This is a genomic window from Aequorivita vitellina, assembly GCF_022008365.1.
GTDB classification, from domain to species: domain Bacteria; phylum Bacteroidota; class Bacteroidia; order Flavobacteriales; family Flavobacteriaceae; genus Aequorivita; species Aequorivita vitellina.
This window is the reverse complement of record NZ_JAIRBA010000012.1, coordinates 67,937-84,451: the sequence shown is the minus strand read 5'-3', so window position 1 is coordinate 84,451 and position 16,515 is coordinate 67,937. Positions and strand designations below refer to the sequence as shown.

Annotated in this window: 15 protein-coding genes; 8 read left to right on the top strand and 7 right to left on the bottom strand. The window is 37.0% G+C overall.

Annotation, left to right across the window (positions count from 1 at the left end; genetic code table 11):
• Positions 1-125: 125 nt before the first annotated feature.
• The 4 genes from K8089_RS08095 (at position 126) to K8089_RS08080 (ending at position 2,810) form a co-directional block, all read left to right on the top strand.
• Positions 126-1,379: a dihydroorotase gene (locus K8089_RS08095; protein ID WP_237602771.1), complete on the top strand. Its 1,254-nt coding sequence runs from the start codon at positions 126-128 to the stop codon at positions 1,377-1,379.
• A 1-nt stretch (position 1,380) separates the two neighbouring features.
• The gene (locus K8089_RS08090; RefSeq protein WP_237602770.1) at positions 1,381-1,701 is read left to right on the top strand and encodes a hypothetical protein; all 321 of its coding nucleotides are present in this window, start codon (positions 1,381-1,383) and stop codon (positions 1,699-1,701) included.
• A 51-nt stretch (positions 1,702-1,752) separates the two neighbouring features.
• Positions 1,753-2,076 carry a DUF4870 domain-containing protein gene (locus tag K8089_RS08085; protein ID WP_237602769.1) on the top strand — a complete coding sequence of 108 codons (324 nt, stop codon included), beginning with the start codon at positions 1,753-1,755 and terminating at the stop codon, positions 2,074-2,076.
• Positions 2,077-2,150: 74 nt separating this feature from the next.
• Positions 2,151-2,810: an alpha/beta hydrolase gene (locus K8089_RS08080; protein WP_237602768.1), complete on the top strand. Its 660-nt coding sequence runs from the start codon at positions 2,151-2,153 to the stop codon at positions 2,808-2,810.
• A 1-nt stretch (position 2,811) separates the two neighbouring features.
• Here the strand turns inward: K8089_RS08080 and K8089_RS08075 are convergent, their stop codons facing one another.
• Together K8089_RS08075 and K8089_RS08070 are read right to left on the bottom strand one after the other, a co-directional pair.
• Positions 2,812-3,306 (bottom strand): hypothetical protein, encoded by a 495-nt coding sequence (locus tag K8089_RS08075; protein ID WP_237602767.1) that lies wholly within the window; start codon positions 3,304-3,306, stop codon positions 2,812-2,814.
• A 2-nt stretch (positions 3,307-3,308) separates the two neighbouring features.
• Positions 3,309-4,088 carry an MBL fold metallo-hydrolase gene (locus tag K8089_RS08070; protein WP_237602766.1) on the bottom strand — a complete coding sequence of 260 codons (780 nt, stop codon included), beginning with the start codon at positions 4,086-4,088 and terminating at the stop codon, positions 3,309-3,311.
• A 167-nt stretch (positions 4,089-4,255) separates the two neighbouring features.
• Between K8089_RS08070 and K8089_RS08065 the strand changes: the two genes are divergently transcribed.
• Complete coding sequence (locus tag K8089_RS08065) at positions 4,256-5,713, top strand: TonB-dependent receptor (RefSeq protein ID WP_237602765.1); 1,458 nt, start codon at positions 4,256-4,258, stop codon at positions 5,711-5,713.
• On the opposite strand, the gene bcp is transcribed toward K8089_RS08065, so the two are convergent.
• Positions 5,710-6,162, bottom strand: a complete 453-nt coding sequence (bcp, locus tag K8089_RS08060) for a thioredoxin-dependent thiol peroxidase (protein ID WP_237602764.1) — start codon at positions 6,160-6,162, stop codon at positions 5,710-5,712. The genes K8089_RS08065 and bcp overlap by 4 nt on opposite strands.
• A 30-nt stretch (positions 6,163-6,192) precedes the next feature.
• On the opposite strand from bcp, the gene K8089_RS08055 reads away from it, so the two are divergent.
• Positions 6,193-6,852, top strand: a complete 660-nt coding sequence (locus K8089_RS08055; protein ID WP_237602763.1) for an endonuclease III domain-containing protein — start codon at positions 6,193-6,195, stop codon at positions 6,850-6,852.
• A 131-nt stretch (positions 6,853-6,983) separates the two neighbouring features.
• On the opposite strand, the gene K8089_RS08050 is transcribed toward K8089_RS08055, so the two are convergent.
• Together K8089_RS08050 and K8089_RS08045 are read right to left on the bottom strand one after the other, a co-directional pair.
• The gene (locus K8089_RS08050) at positions 6,984-7,136 is read right to left on the bottom strand and encodes a hypothetical protein (protein WP_166517850.1); all 153 of its coding nucleotides are present in this window, start codon (positions 7,134-7,136) and stop codon (positions 6,984-6,986) included.
• 57 nt (positions 7,137-7,193) lie between these two features.
• Complete coding sequence (locus tag K8089_RS08045) at positions 7,194-7,778, bottom strand: RNA polymerase sigma factor (RefSeq protein WP_237602762.1); 585 nt, start codon at positions 7,776-7,778, stop codon at positions 7,194-7,196.
• Positions 7,779-8,044: 266 nt separating this feature from the next.
• Between K8089_RS08045 and uvrA the strand changes: the two genes are divergently transcribed.
• Together uvrA and K8089_RS08035 are read left to right on the top strand one after the other, a co-directional pair.
• Positions 8,045-10,822, top strand: a complete 2,778-nt coding sequence (gene uvrA / locus K8089_RS08040) for an excinuclease ABC subunit UvrA (RefSeq protein ID WP_237602761.1) — start codon at positions 8,045-8,047, stop codon at positions 10,820-10,822.
• 279 nt (positions 10,823-11,101) lie between these two features.
• Complete coding sequence (locus tag K8089_RS08035) at positions 11,102-12,427, top strand: hypothetical protein (protein ID WP_237602760.1); 1,326 nt, start codon at positions 11,102-11,104, stop codon at positions 12,425-12,427.
• Between the two features lie 75 nt (positions 12,428-12,502).
• On the opposite strand, the gene K8089_RS08030 is transcribed toward K8089_RS08035, so the two are convergent.
• Both K8089_RS08030 and K8089_RS08025 read right to left on the bottom strand, forming a co-directional pair.
• Entirely contained in the window at positions 12,503-13,783 is a 1,281-nt protein-coding gene (locus K8089_RS08030; RefSeq protein WP_237602759.1) for a glycosyltransferase family 4 protein, read from the bottom strand.
• Positions 13,784-13,913: 130 nt separating this feature from the next.
• Entirely contained in the window at positions 13,914-16,355 is a 2,442-nt protein-coding gene (locus K8089_RS08025) for a YfhO family protein (protein WP_237602758.1), read from the bottom strand.
• Positions 16,356-16,515 lie beyond the last annotated feature (160 nt).

The window sequence follows — 16,515 nt, the reverse complement described above, 5'->3', positions numbered from 1 at the left end:
ATCTAAGAGTCGAAATAGTTCACCTTTTCCTTCTGGTTTTTCAGAAATTTAATAAGATTAAACTTCTATAAATATACGATGCTAAACTAATAGCGAAGTCGAAATATGAACTTTATATTTTAAATATGAAAATAGTACTGAAATCCGCCACCATTGTCGATGCTTCCAGCAAGCATCATTTAAAAAAACGGGATGTTTTAATAGAAAATGGTAAAATTTCAAAGATTGCTGCAACCATTCCTACTTCGGCTAAAGTGAAGGAAATTACTTTGAAAAATCTACATATTTCGCAAGGGTGGTTTGACAGTAGCGTATCTTTTGGCGAACCGGGTTTTGAAGAGCGCGAAACTATAGAAAATGGTTTAAAAACGGCAGCCCACAGCGGATTTACAAGTGTTGCGGTAAATGCGAACAGCTTTCCTGTAACAGACAGCAAAGGGCATATAAAATTTTTAAAATCGAAAGCTGAAAACAATGCGGTTAATCTTTACCCAATTGGAACCCTAACTATTGGTAGCAAAGGAATAGATCTCGCCGAATTATACGACATGCAAAACGAAGGCGCTGTTTCATTTTACGATTACAAAAGCCCGGTTGCCAACCCAAACCTTTTAAAAATCGCGTTGCAATACACTCAGAATTTTGATGGATTGATACAATCATTTCCTTTCGATAAGTCTGTGGCACGCAATGGAATGGTGAATGAAGAAGTAAACAGTACGCGCCTCGGTTTAAAAGGAATTCCAGCACTTTCGGAAGAACTTCAAATTATTCGTGATTTGTACATTTTAGAATATACTGGCGGCAAACTTCACATCCCGACCATTTCCACTAAAAAATCGGTTGGGCTAATTAAAGATGCCAAGAAAAAAGGATTAAATGTAAGCTGCAGTGTTTCAATTTTTAATCTTGTGCTTACAGACGATGTTTTGGAAGGCTTTGACACCAATTACAAGTTACTTCCACCACTGCGTACAAAAGAAGACAACAATGCACTGCTCAAAGGGTTGAAAGATGGAACCATTGATGGCGTTACCAGCGACCACAACCCAATTGACGTGGAACACAAAAAAACAGAATTTGAACACGCGTACTTCGGTAGCATTGGCTTAGAAGGCTGTTTTGGCGCACTAAATCTACACGTGGGAATGGAAGCCGCAATAAACGCATTAACGAGTTTGAAAAAAACCTTCGGTATAACTTCCGAAAAAATTGAAGAAGGAAACAAGGCCGATCTAACACTATTTAATCCCGATGAAAGCTCAGAATTTTCTGAGAATGATATTATTTCAACTTCAAAAAATACGGCACTTTTGGGAGTTAAATTAATGGGACATCCCTACGGAATTGTTGCAAACAACCAATTGGTACTTAAATAAAATGAAAACTTCACCTCCCGGAAAATCCTCTGCACTCATTGCTTACGCTCCTTTTGTAGGTTTTTTAATTGCTTATTTTATCAACAGAGACAACAACCACGAATTTGCCACTTGGCACATTAAAAATATGTTTGGTCTGTTTCTTTTATTTATAGTTTCAATGGTTGTACAAACTCAAATTGATTTTACAGCTGGGGACGCCCTGTGGTTTATAAGTTTTATATTTTGGGTGTATTCTTGGGTGATGGCATTTTTAAACCAACGCAGAGGTATCCCTTATTTGAGTGAAAAATTTCAGGAGTGGTTTACATTTTTAAGTTGAAAGTATTGGTTATCTTAGCTTTCTATAATTTCTAACCAAAATGTAAAATATATGGAAACAAGTACTGACAATGGCAAAACGGTTGCTATCATTGCCTACATAACCCTTATTGGATGGATTATTGCTTTAGTGATGAACAATGGCAACAAAACCGCGCTGGGCACATACCACGTGAGACAAGCTTTGGGAATTATGTGTATAGGTGTTATTCTATCCATAATTTCAGGCTTTTTAGACATTTATATTTTGTCGAGAATCGTTTATCTCGCTGTTTTAGTTTTATGGATACTAGGTTTAATTAGCGCCGTTCAAGGTGAAATGAAACCCGTTCCCGTAGTTGGCGAAAAATTTCAAGAATGGTTTAAAGGCATTTAATTTTAGTAATATTAACAAGACCTTTTGAGCTGAAAGACCTTCGGTTTAAAAGGTCTTGCTTATTTTTGCAAACTATGGAAAAACAAACCCTACTTTTAGAACACAATTATAGACCCGCCAAAAATTCTTCAGAAAATCCGCCGGCAATTATTATGCTTCACGGGTTTGGGAGTGACGAAAACGACTTGTTTTCCTTTGCAGATGAATTACCCGAAAAATACGCCATCATCTCTCTAAAGGCTCCTATTAGGCTAGAGCCATACGGAAACGCTTGGTACAACATATACTTTGACAATGCGCAAGGAAAATTCAGCGATGACGAACAAGCCATTGCCTCGCGCGAATTAGTTTCAAAGTGTATTGATGAAATAGTTGCTAAATATAAAGTAGACGCGAAAAATCTAACACTTTTGGGTTTTAGCCAAGGCACAATTTTGAGTTTTGCAGTTGCCTTGAGCTATCCAGAAAAAGTAAAAAATGTAATTGGTTTAAGCGGTTACGTAAATGAAGATATATTGACAGAAGGCTATGCCAAAAATGATTTTAGCAAGTTGAAGGTATATTCATCACACGGAAACGTCGATCAAGTTATCCCAGTTCAGTGGGCCCGTAAAACCAAACCATTTCTTGAAAACTTGAACATTGATTGTACATATTCGGAATTTCCAGTTGGCCACGGGGTTGCACCTCAAAACTTTTTTGAACTAAAAAATTGGTTAGCCGAAAATTCTTAGGTTACTGTGGGTACAGAAACGAATCTAGTGTAGTAAGTTCCAATTCGTTATTTTTATTAAATGAAAATGCTAGTATCATTTCGCCCCAATAAGTTCCATCGGTAAAATCTGCAAGGATCCATTTGTGATTTAAGAATTTCAACTTATTTATTTTCATATCCCCTTCCATTCCATCGAAAGGAACTAATGGGTTGTTTCCTTTTTGAAGATTGAAATCGTAAATTTGATCGGAAACTTTGGCTTCAACTTCGGCGGCTTCGTAACCCATATTTTCAAAATAGGTCATTGCATTGTCGTTGCCTTGCAGGGTAAAGTAGTTTAAGCTTTCCATTGTATTGTGTAGCGTTTTGATAGAATCGTTGGCTTTTTCAACTTTTGCTTCTAATAGCGCAATGCGTTTCTCTTGCGATTCAAAAATACTCTTCTCACTCATATATAAAAAGATAATGAAAAGCACCGCAAATAGAAACAGGTACATAAAGATTTTATTTCTCATAATTAAATTGAAATTGTAAGTGTATCATAAGCCAAGTGTACGTTCGCTGGAAGCTTTTTCTCTACTTCTTCGTGGAAACCCATTACGTGACTAATATGTGTGAAATATGTTTTTTTTGGTTTTACTTTTTCTACAAATTCTAGTGCTTCTTCAATATTGAAATGTGAATAGTGCCGTTCCTCCCGAAGGGCATTAATTACCAAAACTTTGCTTCCTTTTACTTTTTCAGCTTCTTCGTCTGAAATAGTTTTAACATCGGTTAAATACGTAAAATCCCCTACCCGAAAACCCAAAACTGGAAGCGTTGCATGAAAAGCTTCAATAGGAATTACTTTTTTGCCGCTAATAGTAAAGGGGGTGTGTTTATCAATTTCTATCGCTGTAATACTTGGCGCGCCGGGGTATTTATTTTCAGTAGCAAAAATATAAGCAAATCGTTCTGTTAACGATTCAAAAACTCGCTGGTGTGCATAAAACGGTATACTTTTACCTTGCATAAAATTAAAGGGTCGAATATCGTCTAACCCCGCTGTATGGTCACTGTGTTCATGGGTGAGTAAAACGCCGTCTAATCTTTTAACGTTCTCGCGCAGCATCTGCTGTCTAAAATCGGGGCCACAATCAATTACATAAATAAATGCATCCCAACGCAATAAAACCGATACCCTTAAACGTTTATCTTTAAAATTAGTGCTATTACAAACCGGGTGGTCGCTACCAATAACGGGAATACCTTGTGAAGTTCCAGTGCCGAGAAAAGTAACTGTAAGTTCTGAATTCATCGACTTAAAATAGTTTATTTTTAAAGAAAAGATATAACATGCTTATGCTACAATTGGATAAGTTTTTTAAGATTGGAAACCTATATTTCATTCTCGCAAAAATAATGGTATTTTTTTTGTTTACCTATTGTAATCGCTACCTTTGTTAATTAATTTAGAACGCTACTATGCCAGAATCCATAATAGGAGATAAGGAATTTGAAGATATTCCATCCATAAAAAGTAAGGCCTTACGGATTAACCTGAATGAAAATATTTACGGCACTTTTGCCGAAATTGGTGCTGGGCAAGAAACGGTGCGTAACTTTTTTAGAGCTGGGGGCGCATCTGGCACAATTGCCAAAACCATGTCGGCATACGACAAAGATTTCAGTGATGCAATTTATGGAATTGAAGAAGACGGTAGATACGTAACCGAATCGCGGTTGCAGAAAATGCTTCATCACGAGTTTAAACTTATTGAAGAGCGAATTAATCGCGAAAAACACCCCAATAGATTATTCTTTTCGTTTGCCAATACAGTTGCAACTATCGATTTTGCTAAGAAATATAAAGGTCACGGCTGGCTAGGTATTCGCTATCAAATTGATCCAAAAGAAGCGTATAACGAAATAACCCTTCACATTCGTTTTCATGAAAACGATGCACAATTACAGCAAATTACGCTCGGAACTTTAGGGGTAAACCTAATTTATGGGGCGTATTATAAATACGATCAACCCAATAAATTACTGCGCTATTTATATGACCATATTGACAAAGACAAGATTGAAATAGACACCATCAACTTTTCGGGACCGCGTTTCAAAAATGTTGACAATAGGTTAATGAGTCTTCAGCTTATTAAAAATGGTATGACAGATGCCGTTATGTTCGATCCTGAAGGACATAATATTCTACCTGCCAGAATTCTTTATAAGAAAAATATTTTAGCGCTTCGCGGAAGTTTTAGACCGGTAACGAAGGTGAATATAGATATGTTTGAACGTTCGTACGAAATGTTTCTGAATGAAAACCGCGTAGAAAAAGAAAGAACTGAAGTTATCTTTGAAATCACCCTTTCAAACTTACGTGCCGAAGGTGAAATTGATGAAGAAGATTTTATGGATAGAGCACGGTTGCTTTGTTCTTTGGGACATACGGTTATGATTTCAAATTTCCAGGAATATTACAAGCTTGTTGAATATTTTTCTCGATACACTAAAATGCGAATGGGGCTCGCAATGGGCGTGAATAACTTAGTAGATATTTTTGATGAAAAATACTATCGCCATTTAAGCGGTGGTATATTAGAAGCTTTTGGCAAGTTATTCTTTAAAGATTTGAAGGTTTACCTCTACCCGATGAAAGACGCAGAAACAGGAGAATATACTACGAGCGAAAATTTAAAAGTACACCCGCGTATGAAAGAATTATACAAATTCTTTAAATACAACGGAAAGGTTGTAGATATTACAGACTACAACCCGGATAATATGAATATATTTTCGCGCGAAGTACTCGCTATGATTGAAAAGCAGGAAGAAGGATGGGAAGAAATGTTACCTCCCGGAGTATCCGAAATTATTAAAGAAAAGCACCTTTTTAACTGCAAAGCGGAACCCGTAAAAATAAACAATAACTAAGCGAGTATTTGGGCCGCGTGGTCCTTGGTTTTTACTTTGTCTATTACCCGGGTAATAATCCCTTTTTCGTCCATAATAAATGTTTTTCGGTGAATACCCTCGTATGTTTTTCCCATAAATTTTTTTGGTCCCCAAACTCCAAAACCGTTAATTACTTCTTTCTTTTCATCTGCCAATAAGGGAAAAGGGAAATCGTATTTTTCTTTAAAGTTTTTTTGGCGTTTTTCACTATCGGCACTTACGCCAAGTAGCTCATAGCCTTTGTTTTGAAGCTCTTTGTAATTATCGCGAAGATTACATGCTTCAGCTGTACATCCCGGTGTACTGGCTTTTGGATAGAAAAAAACGATCCATTTTTTACCTTTATAATCTTCGGAAGATATACTATTTCCGTCTTGGTCGTTTACCTTAAAATCTGGAGCCTTATCTCCTGCCTGTAATGTTTTCATTATCCCTATTTTTGTATAAAAGTACTTAAAATGACCAAACAAGAAAAGGTAACCTTCGTTATTGAAACGTTAAATAAGATTTATCCTCAAATTCCCATTCCTTTAGACCATAAAGACCCATATACCTTATTGATTGCCGTATTACTTTCTGCGCAAAGTACCGATGTTCGGGTTAATCAAATTACACCATTATTATTTGCAATAGCCGACAATCCTTACGATATGGTAAAACTTTCGGTGGAAGAAATACGAGAAATTATAAAACCCGTTGGTCTATCGCCAATGAAGGCAAAAGGTATTCACGGACTTTCAGAAATATTGATTGAAAAATATAACGGAGTAGTTCCTGCAAGTTTTGAAGCTTTAGAATCTTTCCCTGCAGTTGGACACAAAACCGCAAGTGTCGTGATGAGCCAAGCCTTTAATATTCCAGCATTTCCGGTAGATACACACATTCATAGATTAATGTATCGCTGGGGGTTTACAAATGGTAAAAACGTAGTTCAGACGGAAAAAGATGCAAAAAGATTGTTCCCGAAAGATTTATGGAATACGCTTCATTTACAGATAATTTGGTACGGAAGGCAATATTCGCCCGCTCGCGGTTGGGATTTAGAAAAAGATATAATCACAAAAACTATCGGTAGAAAATCTGTGATTAATGATTATTTAAAGAAAAAGAATCGATGAGTTTATGGGGCGATGAGTTTAGTAAAAATAATTAATTTTCAAGTTTTGAAATCTCAACGCATCAATTAAAAATTTCTATATGTTTTCAATAATAAAAACCCCGAAAAGCTAATTCCGGGGTTTTCCAAAGTTTAGTTTAGAAGCGCTTCAAACTTCATTTTATGGTAATCTATAACACTTAAAGCCATCGAATAATCCAGAAGAAATTTTATGGTTTCTTCTTTTGGAACTAATTTTTTATTCACGCCGTCCACACGTGATGTTTCAGAGTAAAATTTTTGCATAGAATATTATTTAGAGGTTTTATTTCCAAATAACGAAACAAAAATTATTTTATTGTACTAATTAGTTAATATAATATTGTGTTTATCAATTACTTTTCGCAAATTAATAAGTGCATATCGCATTCTACCGAGAGCTGTATTAATACTTACTCCAGTTTGTTCACTTATTTCTTTAAAGCTCATATCTTTATACATACGCATAATTAGAACTTCTTTTTGGTCGTCCGGTAATTCTTGTATCAATCTGCGTACATCATCTTCTACTTGCCCCTTTATCATTTGCTTTTCAATATTGAGCGCATTATCGCTTAAAACCGAAAATATATTAAAGTCTGTATTGTTTTCAAATTTGGGCATGCGATTGTTTTTTCTGAAGTGGTCTATCACCAGATTATGGGCAATTCGCATAACCCAGGGAAGAAATTTTCCTTCTTCGTTGTAAGCGCCTTTTTTTAAAGTTTTAATAACCTTAATAAAAGTATCTTGGAAAATGTCTTCAGAGACATCCCTATCAAAAACTTTCGAATAAATAAAACTGTAAATTCGTTGTTTGTGGCGTGTTATTAGCTCACAAAGTGCAGATTCATTACCGTTCATATAAGCGTTTACCAAAAACGCATCAGAGTTTGTGCCTTGTTTCATATCACTACTTTTCTAAAAAATAAACAACTATGGATTTGGTTGCTTAGTTAAAATGTTTATTTGTTAAAAGTAAAGATCAGCTATAGGCAATAATTTTTTTATATGACGTTAAGAGCCGTAAATATAACAACAAAGAAATCACAAATGCAAAGAAAAGGTTAAAATTCTCGTTAAAAATAATAAATATCTTCAAATGTGCATTGCTGAAACCGATATAGTATCTTTGCAACCCCAATAGCTATCGGGAATAAAAAAGGAGAAATAAATTGAATATCGAAACTTTAGACACAAAAAAAAACATCCTCATTCAGGGGGCAAAACTTCATAATTTAAAGAATATTTCTGTCGCCATTCCACGCAATAAACTGGTGGTAATTACAGGTCTTTCGGGCAGTGGAAAATCTAGTTTGGCCTTTGACACACTATATGCAGAGGGCCAGCGCCGCTATGTTGAGAGCCTTTCCAGCTATGCGCGTCAGTTTTTAGGAAGACTAGATAAACCAAAAGTAGATTCCATTAAAGGTATTTCACCGGCCATTGCAATTGAACAAAAAGTAAACTCAACAAACCCGCGATCAACCGTGGGAACTTCTACCGAAATTTACGACTACCTAAAACTACTCTATACGCGTATTGGAAAAACAATTTCGCCTATTTCTGGCAGAGAAGTTAAAAAAGACACCACCACAGACGTTATAAAATTTATCAAAGAATTTCCCGAAGGTGAAAAAATGCTACTCCTCGCTCCTATTCATTTGGAAGAAGGCCGCACCATGGAGAATAAAATTCAGGCTTTGGCGCAACAAGGCTATGCCAGAATTAAAGTAAAAGATGAAGTAGTACGGATTGATGAATTAACTGGTAAATCTTTTCCGAAAAAGATAGATTTAGTTGTAGACCGAATTATAACTAAAAACGAAGAAGACTTTTACAATCGCCTCGCAGACGCAGTTGAAATAGCCTTTTTTGAGGGTAAGGGCGAGTTGTTTATTGAAGAACTTGGTTCAAAAAAAATAACCGAATTCAACAATAGATTTGAAGCTGACGGAATGACTTTTATGGAACCCAATGTACATCTTTTTAGTTTTAATAATCCGTACGGCGCCTGCCCCATTTGCGAAGGTTACGGCGATGTAATTGGCATCGACGAAGATTTGGTAATACCCAATACAGCACTTTCTGTTTATGAAAATGCAATCTTTCCGTGGCGCGGAGAAAGTATGAGTTGGTATCGCGATCAATTGGTGAACAACGCATATAAATTCGATTTTCCAATCCACAAACCGTGGTTTGAATTGACGAGTGAGCAAAAGCAACTTGTTTGGGACGGCAATAAATATTTTGAAGGACTTAATTCGTTTTTTGCTTATTTGGAATCTAAAAGCTATAAAATTCAAAATCGAGTAATGCTTTCGCGCTATCGCGGAAAAACAAAATGTGCAAACTGCAAAGGAAAACGCCTCCGTCACGAAGCAGGCTACGTAAAAATAAACGGCACTGCAATTCAAGAGTTGGTAGCGCTTCCTCTAAACAAAACTGCTGAATTCTTCAAAAACCTTCAGCTTTCAGATTACGATCAAAAAGTTGCAAAACGCTTGCTGCTCGAAATAAACAACCGCTTGCAGTTTTTAAGAGATGTAGGCTTAGGTTACTTAACGCTAAATCGTAAATCGAATACACTTTCGGGAGGCGAATCGCAACGCATTAACCTGGCTACTTCTTTGGGAAGCAGCCTGGTAGGTTCAATGTATATTTTAGATGAACCTAGCATCGGGCTTCACCCTAAAGACACCGAAAGACTCATTTCGGTTTTAAAATCCCTTCGCGATTTGGGCAATACGGTTATTGTGGTAGAACACGATGAAGATATTATGAAAGCGGCAGACGAAATTATAGACATTGGTCCCGAAGCAGGAACCTTTGGTGGCGAAGTGGTGGCACAAGGAAATTATGCCGAAATTTTAAAGTCAGATTCACTCACCGCGAAATATTTAAATGGCGAAATGGAAATTGAAGTGCCAAAGAAACGCCGCACTTCAAAAAACAAAGTCTCCATTACTGGTGCACGTCAAAATAATTTAAGAAATATAGATGTTACCTTTCCGCTTAATGTTTTTACCGCTGTAACAGGCGTTTCCGGTAGCGGAAAAAGTACGTTGGTGAAGAAAATTCTCTATCCTGCCTTAATGCGGCAAATTGGTGGTTACGGCGAAAAACCCGGCCAGTTTTCAGAAATTAAAGGAGATTTTAACACCATAAAAAGCATAGAATTCATTGACCAAAACCCTATTGGTCGCTCCAGCCGAAGCAATCCCGTAACCTATATTAAAGCGTACGACGATATTCGGAATTTATACGCTTCGCAGAAACTTTCAGACATTCGCGGGTATAAAGCAAAACATTTCAGCTTTAACGTAGATGGCGGTCGCTGCGAAACCTGTAAAGGTGAAGGCGAAGTAACAATCGAAATGCAATTTATGGCCGATGTGCATTTGGTTTGCGATACCTGTAACGGAAAACGTTTCAAAAAAGAAGTTTTGGAAGTTACTCTTCAGAGTAAAAACATAGACGACATTCTCAAGATGACCGTAGATGACGCAGTTGCATTTTTTGGAGGCTCAAAGCAGCACAAAATTGCAGCAAAATTACAGCCGCTACAAGATGTTGGCCTCGGTTATGTACAATTGGGTCAAAGCTCATCAACGCTTTCTGGCGGCGAGGCACAACGAATTAAGCTTGCTTCATTTTTAGTCAAAGGAACCTCAAAGGAAAAAACTGTTTTTATATTTGATGAACCTACAACCGGACTTCACTTTCACGACATAAAAAAGCTACTTGCATCGTTTTATGCGCTTTTAGATAAAGGCCATACGGTAATTGTTGTGGAGCACAATCTAGATTTAATAAAATGTGCAGATTATATTATTGATCTTGGACCCGAAGGAGGCGAATACGGCGGAAAAGTTGTAGCAGAAGGCACTCCCGAAGAAGTCGCTAAAAATAAAGAATCTTTTACTGCTGGGTATTTAAGAGAAAAGCTGTAAATCAACTAAATTTATTATGGCACGCTAATTGCGTAATTACAAATCAAAGACTTTTAGTTTTTTGGTTGGTTAGTTTTTAAAAATCCGTTGAAGTGGTAAAATACTTTAGCGGATTTTTTTATTAGAAAACTTCAAAAAACCGTGCTACTTTATTTCATGTGTGAACTTCCTATTGAAAATCAACTCTTTAAAACTTTGGCACGGTCGTTGGTTATTTATAAGCGTACGCAGCTAACCAAAATAATAAAGCCAGTACGAACCTTTTAAATTTTAGAACTTATGAAAAACCTAGCTTTTATATTCAGTATCCTTTTAATGGGGTTTTCAGCAAATGCAACTTCCCCCGAAAGTGAAAACAACCTCAGAAGAGGTTATGACGGCACCGCCTACATTTTTGTTGAAGGCGACGTTGAATTTTCAGTCTTTCCAGACGGCCAATTTGATTTTGTATATGTTGGACCACAAAATGGTTCACAAGTTACCATTAGCACTCCCAATGTAAATGTTAGCTTCAATTCTGGTTACAACTACGATGCGTATGTACAATACGACGATTACGGTGCTGTAATTCAGGTGGAAAATGTTCCTATTTTTTACGACGAATACGGCCGCATTGTTCAAGCAGGTAATGTAGATATTCGCTATAATAACAGACGTCTTGTGCGCGTGGGCGGCTTAAATATTCATTACAATCGATACGGCTATTACTCACATTACACTGGGGTCATTAATGTTTTTAACCCATATTATGTATATCGTCCGTGGCACGTTTATTATGCACCACCAATCTATTCGCACTGTATTGTTTACGACAGACCTTACAGAAGATATTACAACCCGGTAAGATACAGCTATCACGATCATATTGTATATTACAAAAAAAGGCACAAAGTAGCCTATCACAACGGTCGCAGAGATTTTTATCGTCCCGGTAGCCGTGTTTACGACAAAAGGGGAAGAGCTTCAACTAATAAAAACTACGACCCTAATAGAAAAAACACTATGATCGCGACTAATACCCGCGCTAACAATAGTGTAAGAAATAACAGCACACGAAACAATAATACAGTTCGAAGTAATAACGTTCGTAATAATAATTCGGTGCGAAACAATAATGTTAGAACTAACAGCACAACTCGCAGCGAAACGATAACACGAAATAGTAGCACAAATAGTAGAGGGGCCTCAACAATTGACCGAAGCAAAGGCAACGACAGAAAATACACGGGTAATGCGCCAGTTAGAAATTCAGCTAACAAAGGTAATAGCAGAAACACTCAAGTGAAAAATAACACTACGAGAACTAGTGTTCAGCAAAATTCTAATCGAAATAATGTACGGAATTCACGAAGTGTAAATACAGTTCGTACTAATAATACAAGAACGGTTTCAAATAAAAGAACAGTTCAAAGAAAATCGCAAGCGACTCCTTCAAACCATAGAAGTAGTTCGGTCACAAGAAATAAAACGCAGGCTCCTAAAAGAGAAACTGCAAGACGTAGCTCAATAAAAAAGTCTAGCGCTCCGTCACGAAGCAATGCTAGCGTAAACACTTCTCGAGGTAGTTCGTCTAGAGAAGCGCGAGCACGAGGAGGACGCGGATAAAAGTTAGTTTTTTGGTTGGTTGAAAACCTTCGTGATTCGCTATTGGCGGAGATCGAAGGTTTTTTTTATGCAGAATTATTCATTTATAATTAACGAAGCCATTCTCTTCGTCAATTCTTTTCGACTGTATTTTTCAATGCCTTCGGAAAGAATATTTAAGTCCCCATTTTTAAATTTTTCATATAATTGAAGAATCACAACTTTCAATTCGGCATCGTTCCAATAGGTGAAAAAATTGCCCGATTTGGTTTCAAAAATAATTTCTTCAATATCGCTTTCTTTAGGTCCTAATGCAATTATGGGACGTTTCGCCGCTAGATATTCAAACAATTTTCCGGGAATAATAGCGCGGGTTTCAGCGCTGTTAATTTCAACCAAAAGCAATACCTGACTTTGATGCTGCATTTTTAAAGCTTCGGAATGAGAAATGTAACCTAAAAACTCACAATTTTTCAGTAGCTGAAACTTCTCCAAGCTTTGTTTTACTTCATCGCTAACGGCGCCAGCAAATTGTAACTGCAAATCATCTTTAAAAGAAGTATTTTCTTTGCAAATTTCAGCGATAACTTTCCACAAAACTTCAGGGTTGCGTTCACTCAGCAACGAACCAATGTGCGAAATTGAAAAACCAGCATCCATTTTATAATCTACTTCGGAAGCAACGTCGTAACCATTTGTAATTACCTCAATTGGAGTTTCGGTAATCATCTCAAACTCCTTTTTTGTCGTTGGACTGGTAACTGTAATTATGTCGGCAGCTTTTAAAACTGCAGCTTCCAATACTTTGTGTTTTCGTTCCGAAGCCTTATTTAATCGAAGCGATTTGTGGTAGTGAATTGTCGTCCACGGATCGCGAAAATCTGTAATCCATTTTACATTTAACTCTTTTTGAAGTTGCATCCCAATTAAGTGAAGGCTGTGCGGCGGACCAGTAGTAATAACAACATCTACCGTGTTTTCTGCTATATATTTTGAAAGAAATGCCACCGAAGGTTTCACCCATCCCACTCGCGCATCGGGAATAAAAAAATTGCCGCGCACATACAACATCAACTTCTCAATTGCCGATGTTTTTTTTTGTGAAATTATGCCGCTACTCATTTTTTGAGTTTTCTTTTTCGACAAAAACTTCGCAAAACGATACGGCTCCCTGATTGGCTGTTTTATTATTTCAATATCGGCAGGAATTTCAGAAGAAAAATTTTCATCAACCAAAGGATAATTTGGATTTTCGGGCGCGTACACAATTGGTTCCACTCCAAATTCTCGAAAATATTTTACAAACTTTAACCAGCGCTGAACGCCCGGGCCGCCTGCCGGAGGCCAATAATACGTAATTATTAGGGCGTTTTTCATTATTGGTTTTTCGGTTATTTAGCTATTAAATTAATGAGTTATAAAACTAATTAACGCTTTAACAATATAACTCAGTAACATTTAAAGATTGCGATGTTTTTTAAACCTTAAATACTTTTATAAGTTAGATTTAAGATGATGCTTTTAAATCATTTTTCCGATAGGCAAAATACAGGCCGCTCAATAAAATTAATAGAAATATAATACTGCTCACTAATGAAATAGTGCTTCCCGTTTGGATAACTTTCGGTTCAAATTTAAATTCTATTTTATTGTTTCCGGAAGGAATTACCATAGCGCGTAACAAATAATTTGCACGGAAATATTCCGCAGGTTTACCATTTATATAGGCATTCCAACCTTTTGGATAATAAACTTCCGAAAAGATTGCCAATTGAGGCGATTTGGTGGAAGCTTCATAAACCAAATAATTTGGCTGATAACTAAAAAGTTCAATGCTTGCAGTACTGTCTCTAGCAATTTTTTGGCTGGGTATTTTAGAGAGAAAATCTTTGTTTACAACTGCAGTTACTTTGGTATTCAAACTGTCTAAAAGTCTAATTTCCTCGTTTGCATTTTCCGCAGGAAGCACGTTTTCAACAAACCAAGCAGCGCCATTTGCGTACGGATTGCGTTGCGCTACTGCCCCCCCGTTTTTGTTTTGCACAATAATGTAGCGTACATTCATCATATTCAGAATACCGATATCGCCTTTGCTGATGTAGAATTCAAATAAATCCTGCATTCGTCCCGGCTTCGCAGCGTGGTACCCGCCCAAAGCATTGTGAAAATAACTGGCGCGTCCACTGTTAAAAGCGTTTGTTGAAGCGTCGTAAACGCGGTAATGACCATCGTCTTCCAAAATTTGAATATCGGCTCCGTTTTTCTGAAATGGTTCATCAACCACTTTGGCTTGCACAAAATCGTCTTCGTTTACATATCTTCTGTCAACGCCCACTAAATCTACCAATACCAAAATACAAAGTGCGCCAATTGCAAATCCCTTTTTCAGCGTTCCCTTTATAAAAAACCAAAGTACAACTGCAGTTAAAAGCACAAATATCAACGAACGAATTGTATCAGAAGTAAAAAGTGACATTCTATCTTCGCGAATCGCTTCTACAAATGGCAAGCCCATTTCTTCTCTAAAATAGCTATCAAAAGGTCCCGCAAAGTCAAGAAGTGTCGATTTAAAAAGAATGAATATTAGTGTAATTCCGCCAACAATTCCTGTTGCATAAAGTAGTGCTTTTTTCTTTTCTTCTTCTTTTTCAAATTTATTGAAAAACTGATGCAAGCCAACAATTGCAAGGATTGGAAGAATAAGTTCAATAATAACTTGAATTGAAGATACGGCGCGAAACTTATTGTACAACGGTACATAATCTATAAAAAATTCGGTGAGTCCGCTGAAGTTTTTACCCCAAGAAAGCAGCAGCGTTAAAATAAATCCCGCAACAATCCACCATTTTAATCTTCCACGGACTAAAAACAACGCTAAAACTGCGAGAAAAATAATTATTGCCCCAATATACGCCGGTGCCCCAACAAAAGATTGGTCGCCCCAATACATTGGAATCTGACTTAAAACCTGGTTTGCTTCCTGTGCAGAGGCGCCCATTCGCATTAAACTTTCAACAGTTTTTGAATCTTCGGGAAATGCTTCGGTAGAACTGCCGCCCATAAAACGGGGAATAAACAAATTAAAACTTTCCAATCTGCCGTAGCTGTATTCGGTAATATAATCGAAATCCAGCCCCGTTTTGTTGTCTTTCGGCGTATTATCGGCGTTTATAGTTAACTCCGTTTTCCCGCGTGTGGAAGTGTCTGCGTATTCTTTGGTTGCCAAAATATTTGTAGCATTCAAACCAATGGAAATTAAAACGGCGCCAGCCATTACACCCACTGCCTTAAAATAATGTGGCAACATTTTCTTTTTAAAAGCATCTATTAAATAAACGATACCAATAATTATCACCAAAAGCATCAAATAATACGTCATTTGAAAGTGATTTGCCACCAGTTCCAGCCCCATTGAAAGGGTTAGCAATAAAAATCCCCAAAGATATTTACCGCGAAAAGTGAGAAATATGCCGCTTAAAACAAATGGCATATAGGCTATTGCGTGTGCCTTTGCGTTGTGGCCCACCCCCAAAATAATGATTAAATAGGTTGAAAAACCAAAAGCTAATGCCCCGAGAAATGCGAGTTTATAATCTACTTTCAGCACCAAAAATAACAAGTACATTCCTATAAAATACAGGAAGAGATAATCTGCCGGACGTGGTAAAAACCGAATGGCGAGATCCAGCTGTTTTATGTAATTGTTTGGATATTTTGCACCCAATTGATAGGTTGGCATACCGCCAAAAGCTCCGTCAGTCCAGTATGTTTCTTCGCCGGTTGCTTTTCTAAAATCGTTTTGTTGCTTTGCCATTCCGGTGTATTGCACAATATCACTTTGGAATATTTTCTTGCCCTGTAAAACAGGATTGAAATAAGCCAAAGCGGCAACAATAAATAAAGCAAAGACAACTAAATGAGGAAGAATTTTTTTATAGCTGGAGCGCATAATCTGGCTTATGAATTTGAAGTGGGGAAATTAGGGATTTTTTTTGAAAGCACGAACCCGTATTGAAGGGAAACACAAACCGCGATTAGATGCACAACAAATAGCGAATCAGCAAATCATGTTTTAAACCTTCAAGATTCAAAATATCGTGGTTTAAAAA

Bases quoted from the DNA above. Each gene is read 5' to 3' on its own strand.
- K8089_RS08070 (WP_237602766.1), bottom strand. From the start codon at position 4,088: ATGAATTCAGAACTTACAGTTACTTTTCTCGGCACTGGAACTTCACAA.
- K8089_RS08045 (WP_237602762.1), bottom strand. From the start codon at position 7,778: ATGAAACAAGGCACAAACTCTGATGCGTTTTTGGTAAACGCTTATATG.
- K8089_RS08055 (WP_237602763.1), top strand. From the start codon at position 6,193: ATGACCAAACAAGAAAAGGTAACCTTCGTTATTGAAACGTTAAATAAG.
- K8089_RS08085 (WP_237602769.1), top strand. From the start codon at position 1,753: ATGGAAACAAGTACTGACAATGGCAAAACGGTTGCTATCATTGCCTAC.
- K8089_RS08095 (WP_237602771.1), top strand. From the start codon at position 126: ATGAAAATAGTACTGAAATCCGCCACCATTGTCGATGCTTCCAGCAAG.
- K8089_RS08025 (WP_237602758.1), bottom strand. From the start codon at position 16,355: ATGCGCTCCAGCTATAAAAAAATTCTTCCTCATTTAGTTGTCTTTGCT.
- K8089_RS08065 (WP_237602765.1), top strand. From the start codon at position 4,256: ATGCCAGAATCCATAATAGGAGATAAGGAATTTGAAGATATTCCATCC.
- K8089_RS08030 (WP_237602759.1), bottom strand. From the start codon at position 13,783: ATGAAAAACGCCCTAATAATTACGTATTATTGGCCTCCGGCAGGCGGC.
- K8089_RS08050 (WP_166517850.1), bottom strand. From the start codon at position 7,136: ATGCAAAAATTTTACTCTGAAACATCACGTGTGGACGGCGTGAATAAA.
- K8089_RS08035 (WP_237602760.1), top strand. From the start codon at position 11,102: ATGAAAAACCTAGCTTTTATATTCAGTATCCTTTTAATGGGGTTTTCA.
- bcp (WP_237602764.1), bottom strand. From the start codon at position 6,162: ATGAAAACATTACAGGCAGGAGATAAGGCTCCAGATTTTAAGGTAAAC.
- K8089_RS08075 (WP_237602767.1), bottom strand. From the start codon at position 3,306: ATGAGAAATAAAATCTTTATGTACCTGTTTCTATTTGCGGTGCTTTTC.
- K8089_RS08090 (WP_237602770.1), top strand. From the start codon at position 1,381: ATGAAAACTTCACCTCCCGGAAAATCCTCTGCACTCATTGCTTACGCT.
- K8089_RS08080 (WP_237602768.1), top strand. From the start codon at position 2,151: ATGGAAAAACAAACCCTACTTTTAGAACACAATTATAGACCCGCCAAA.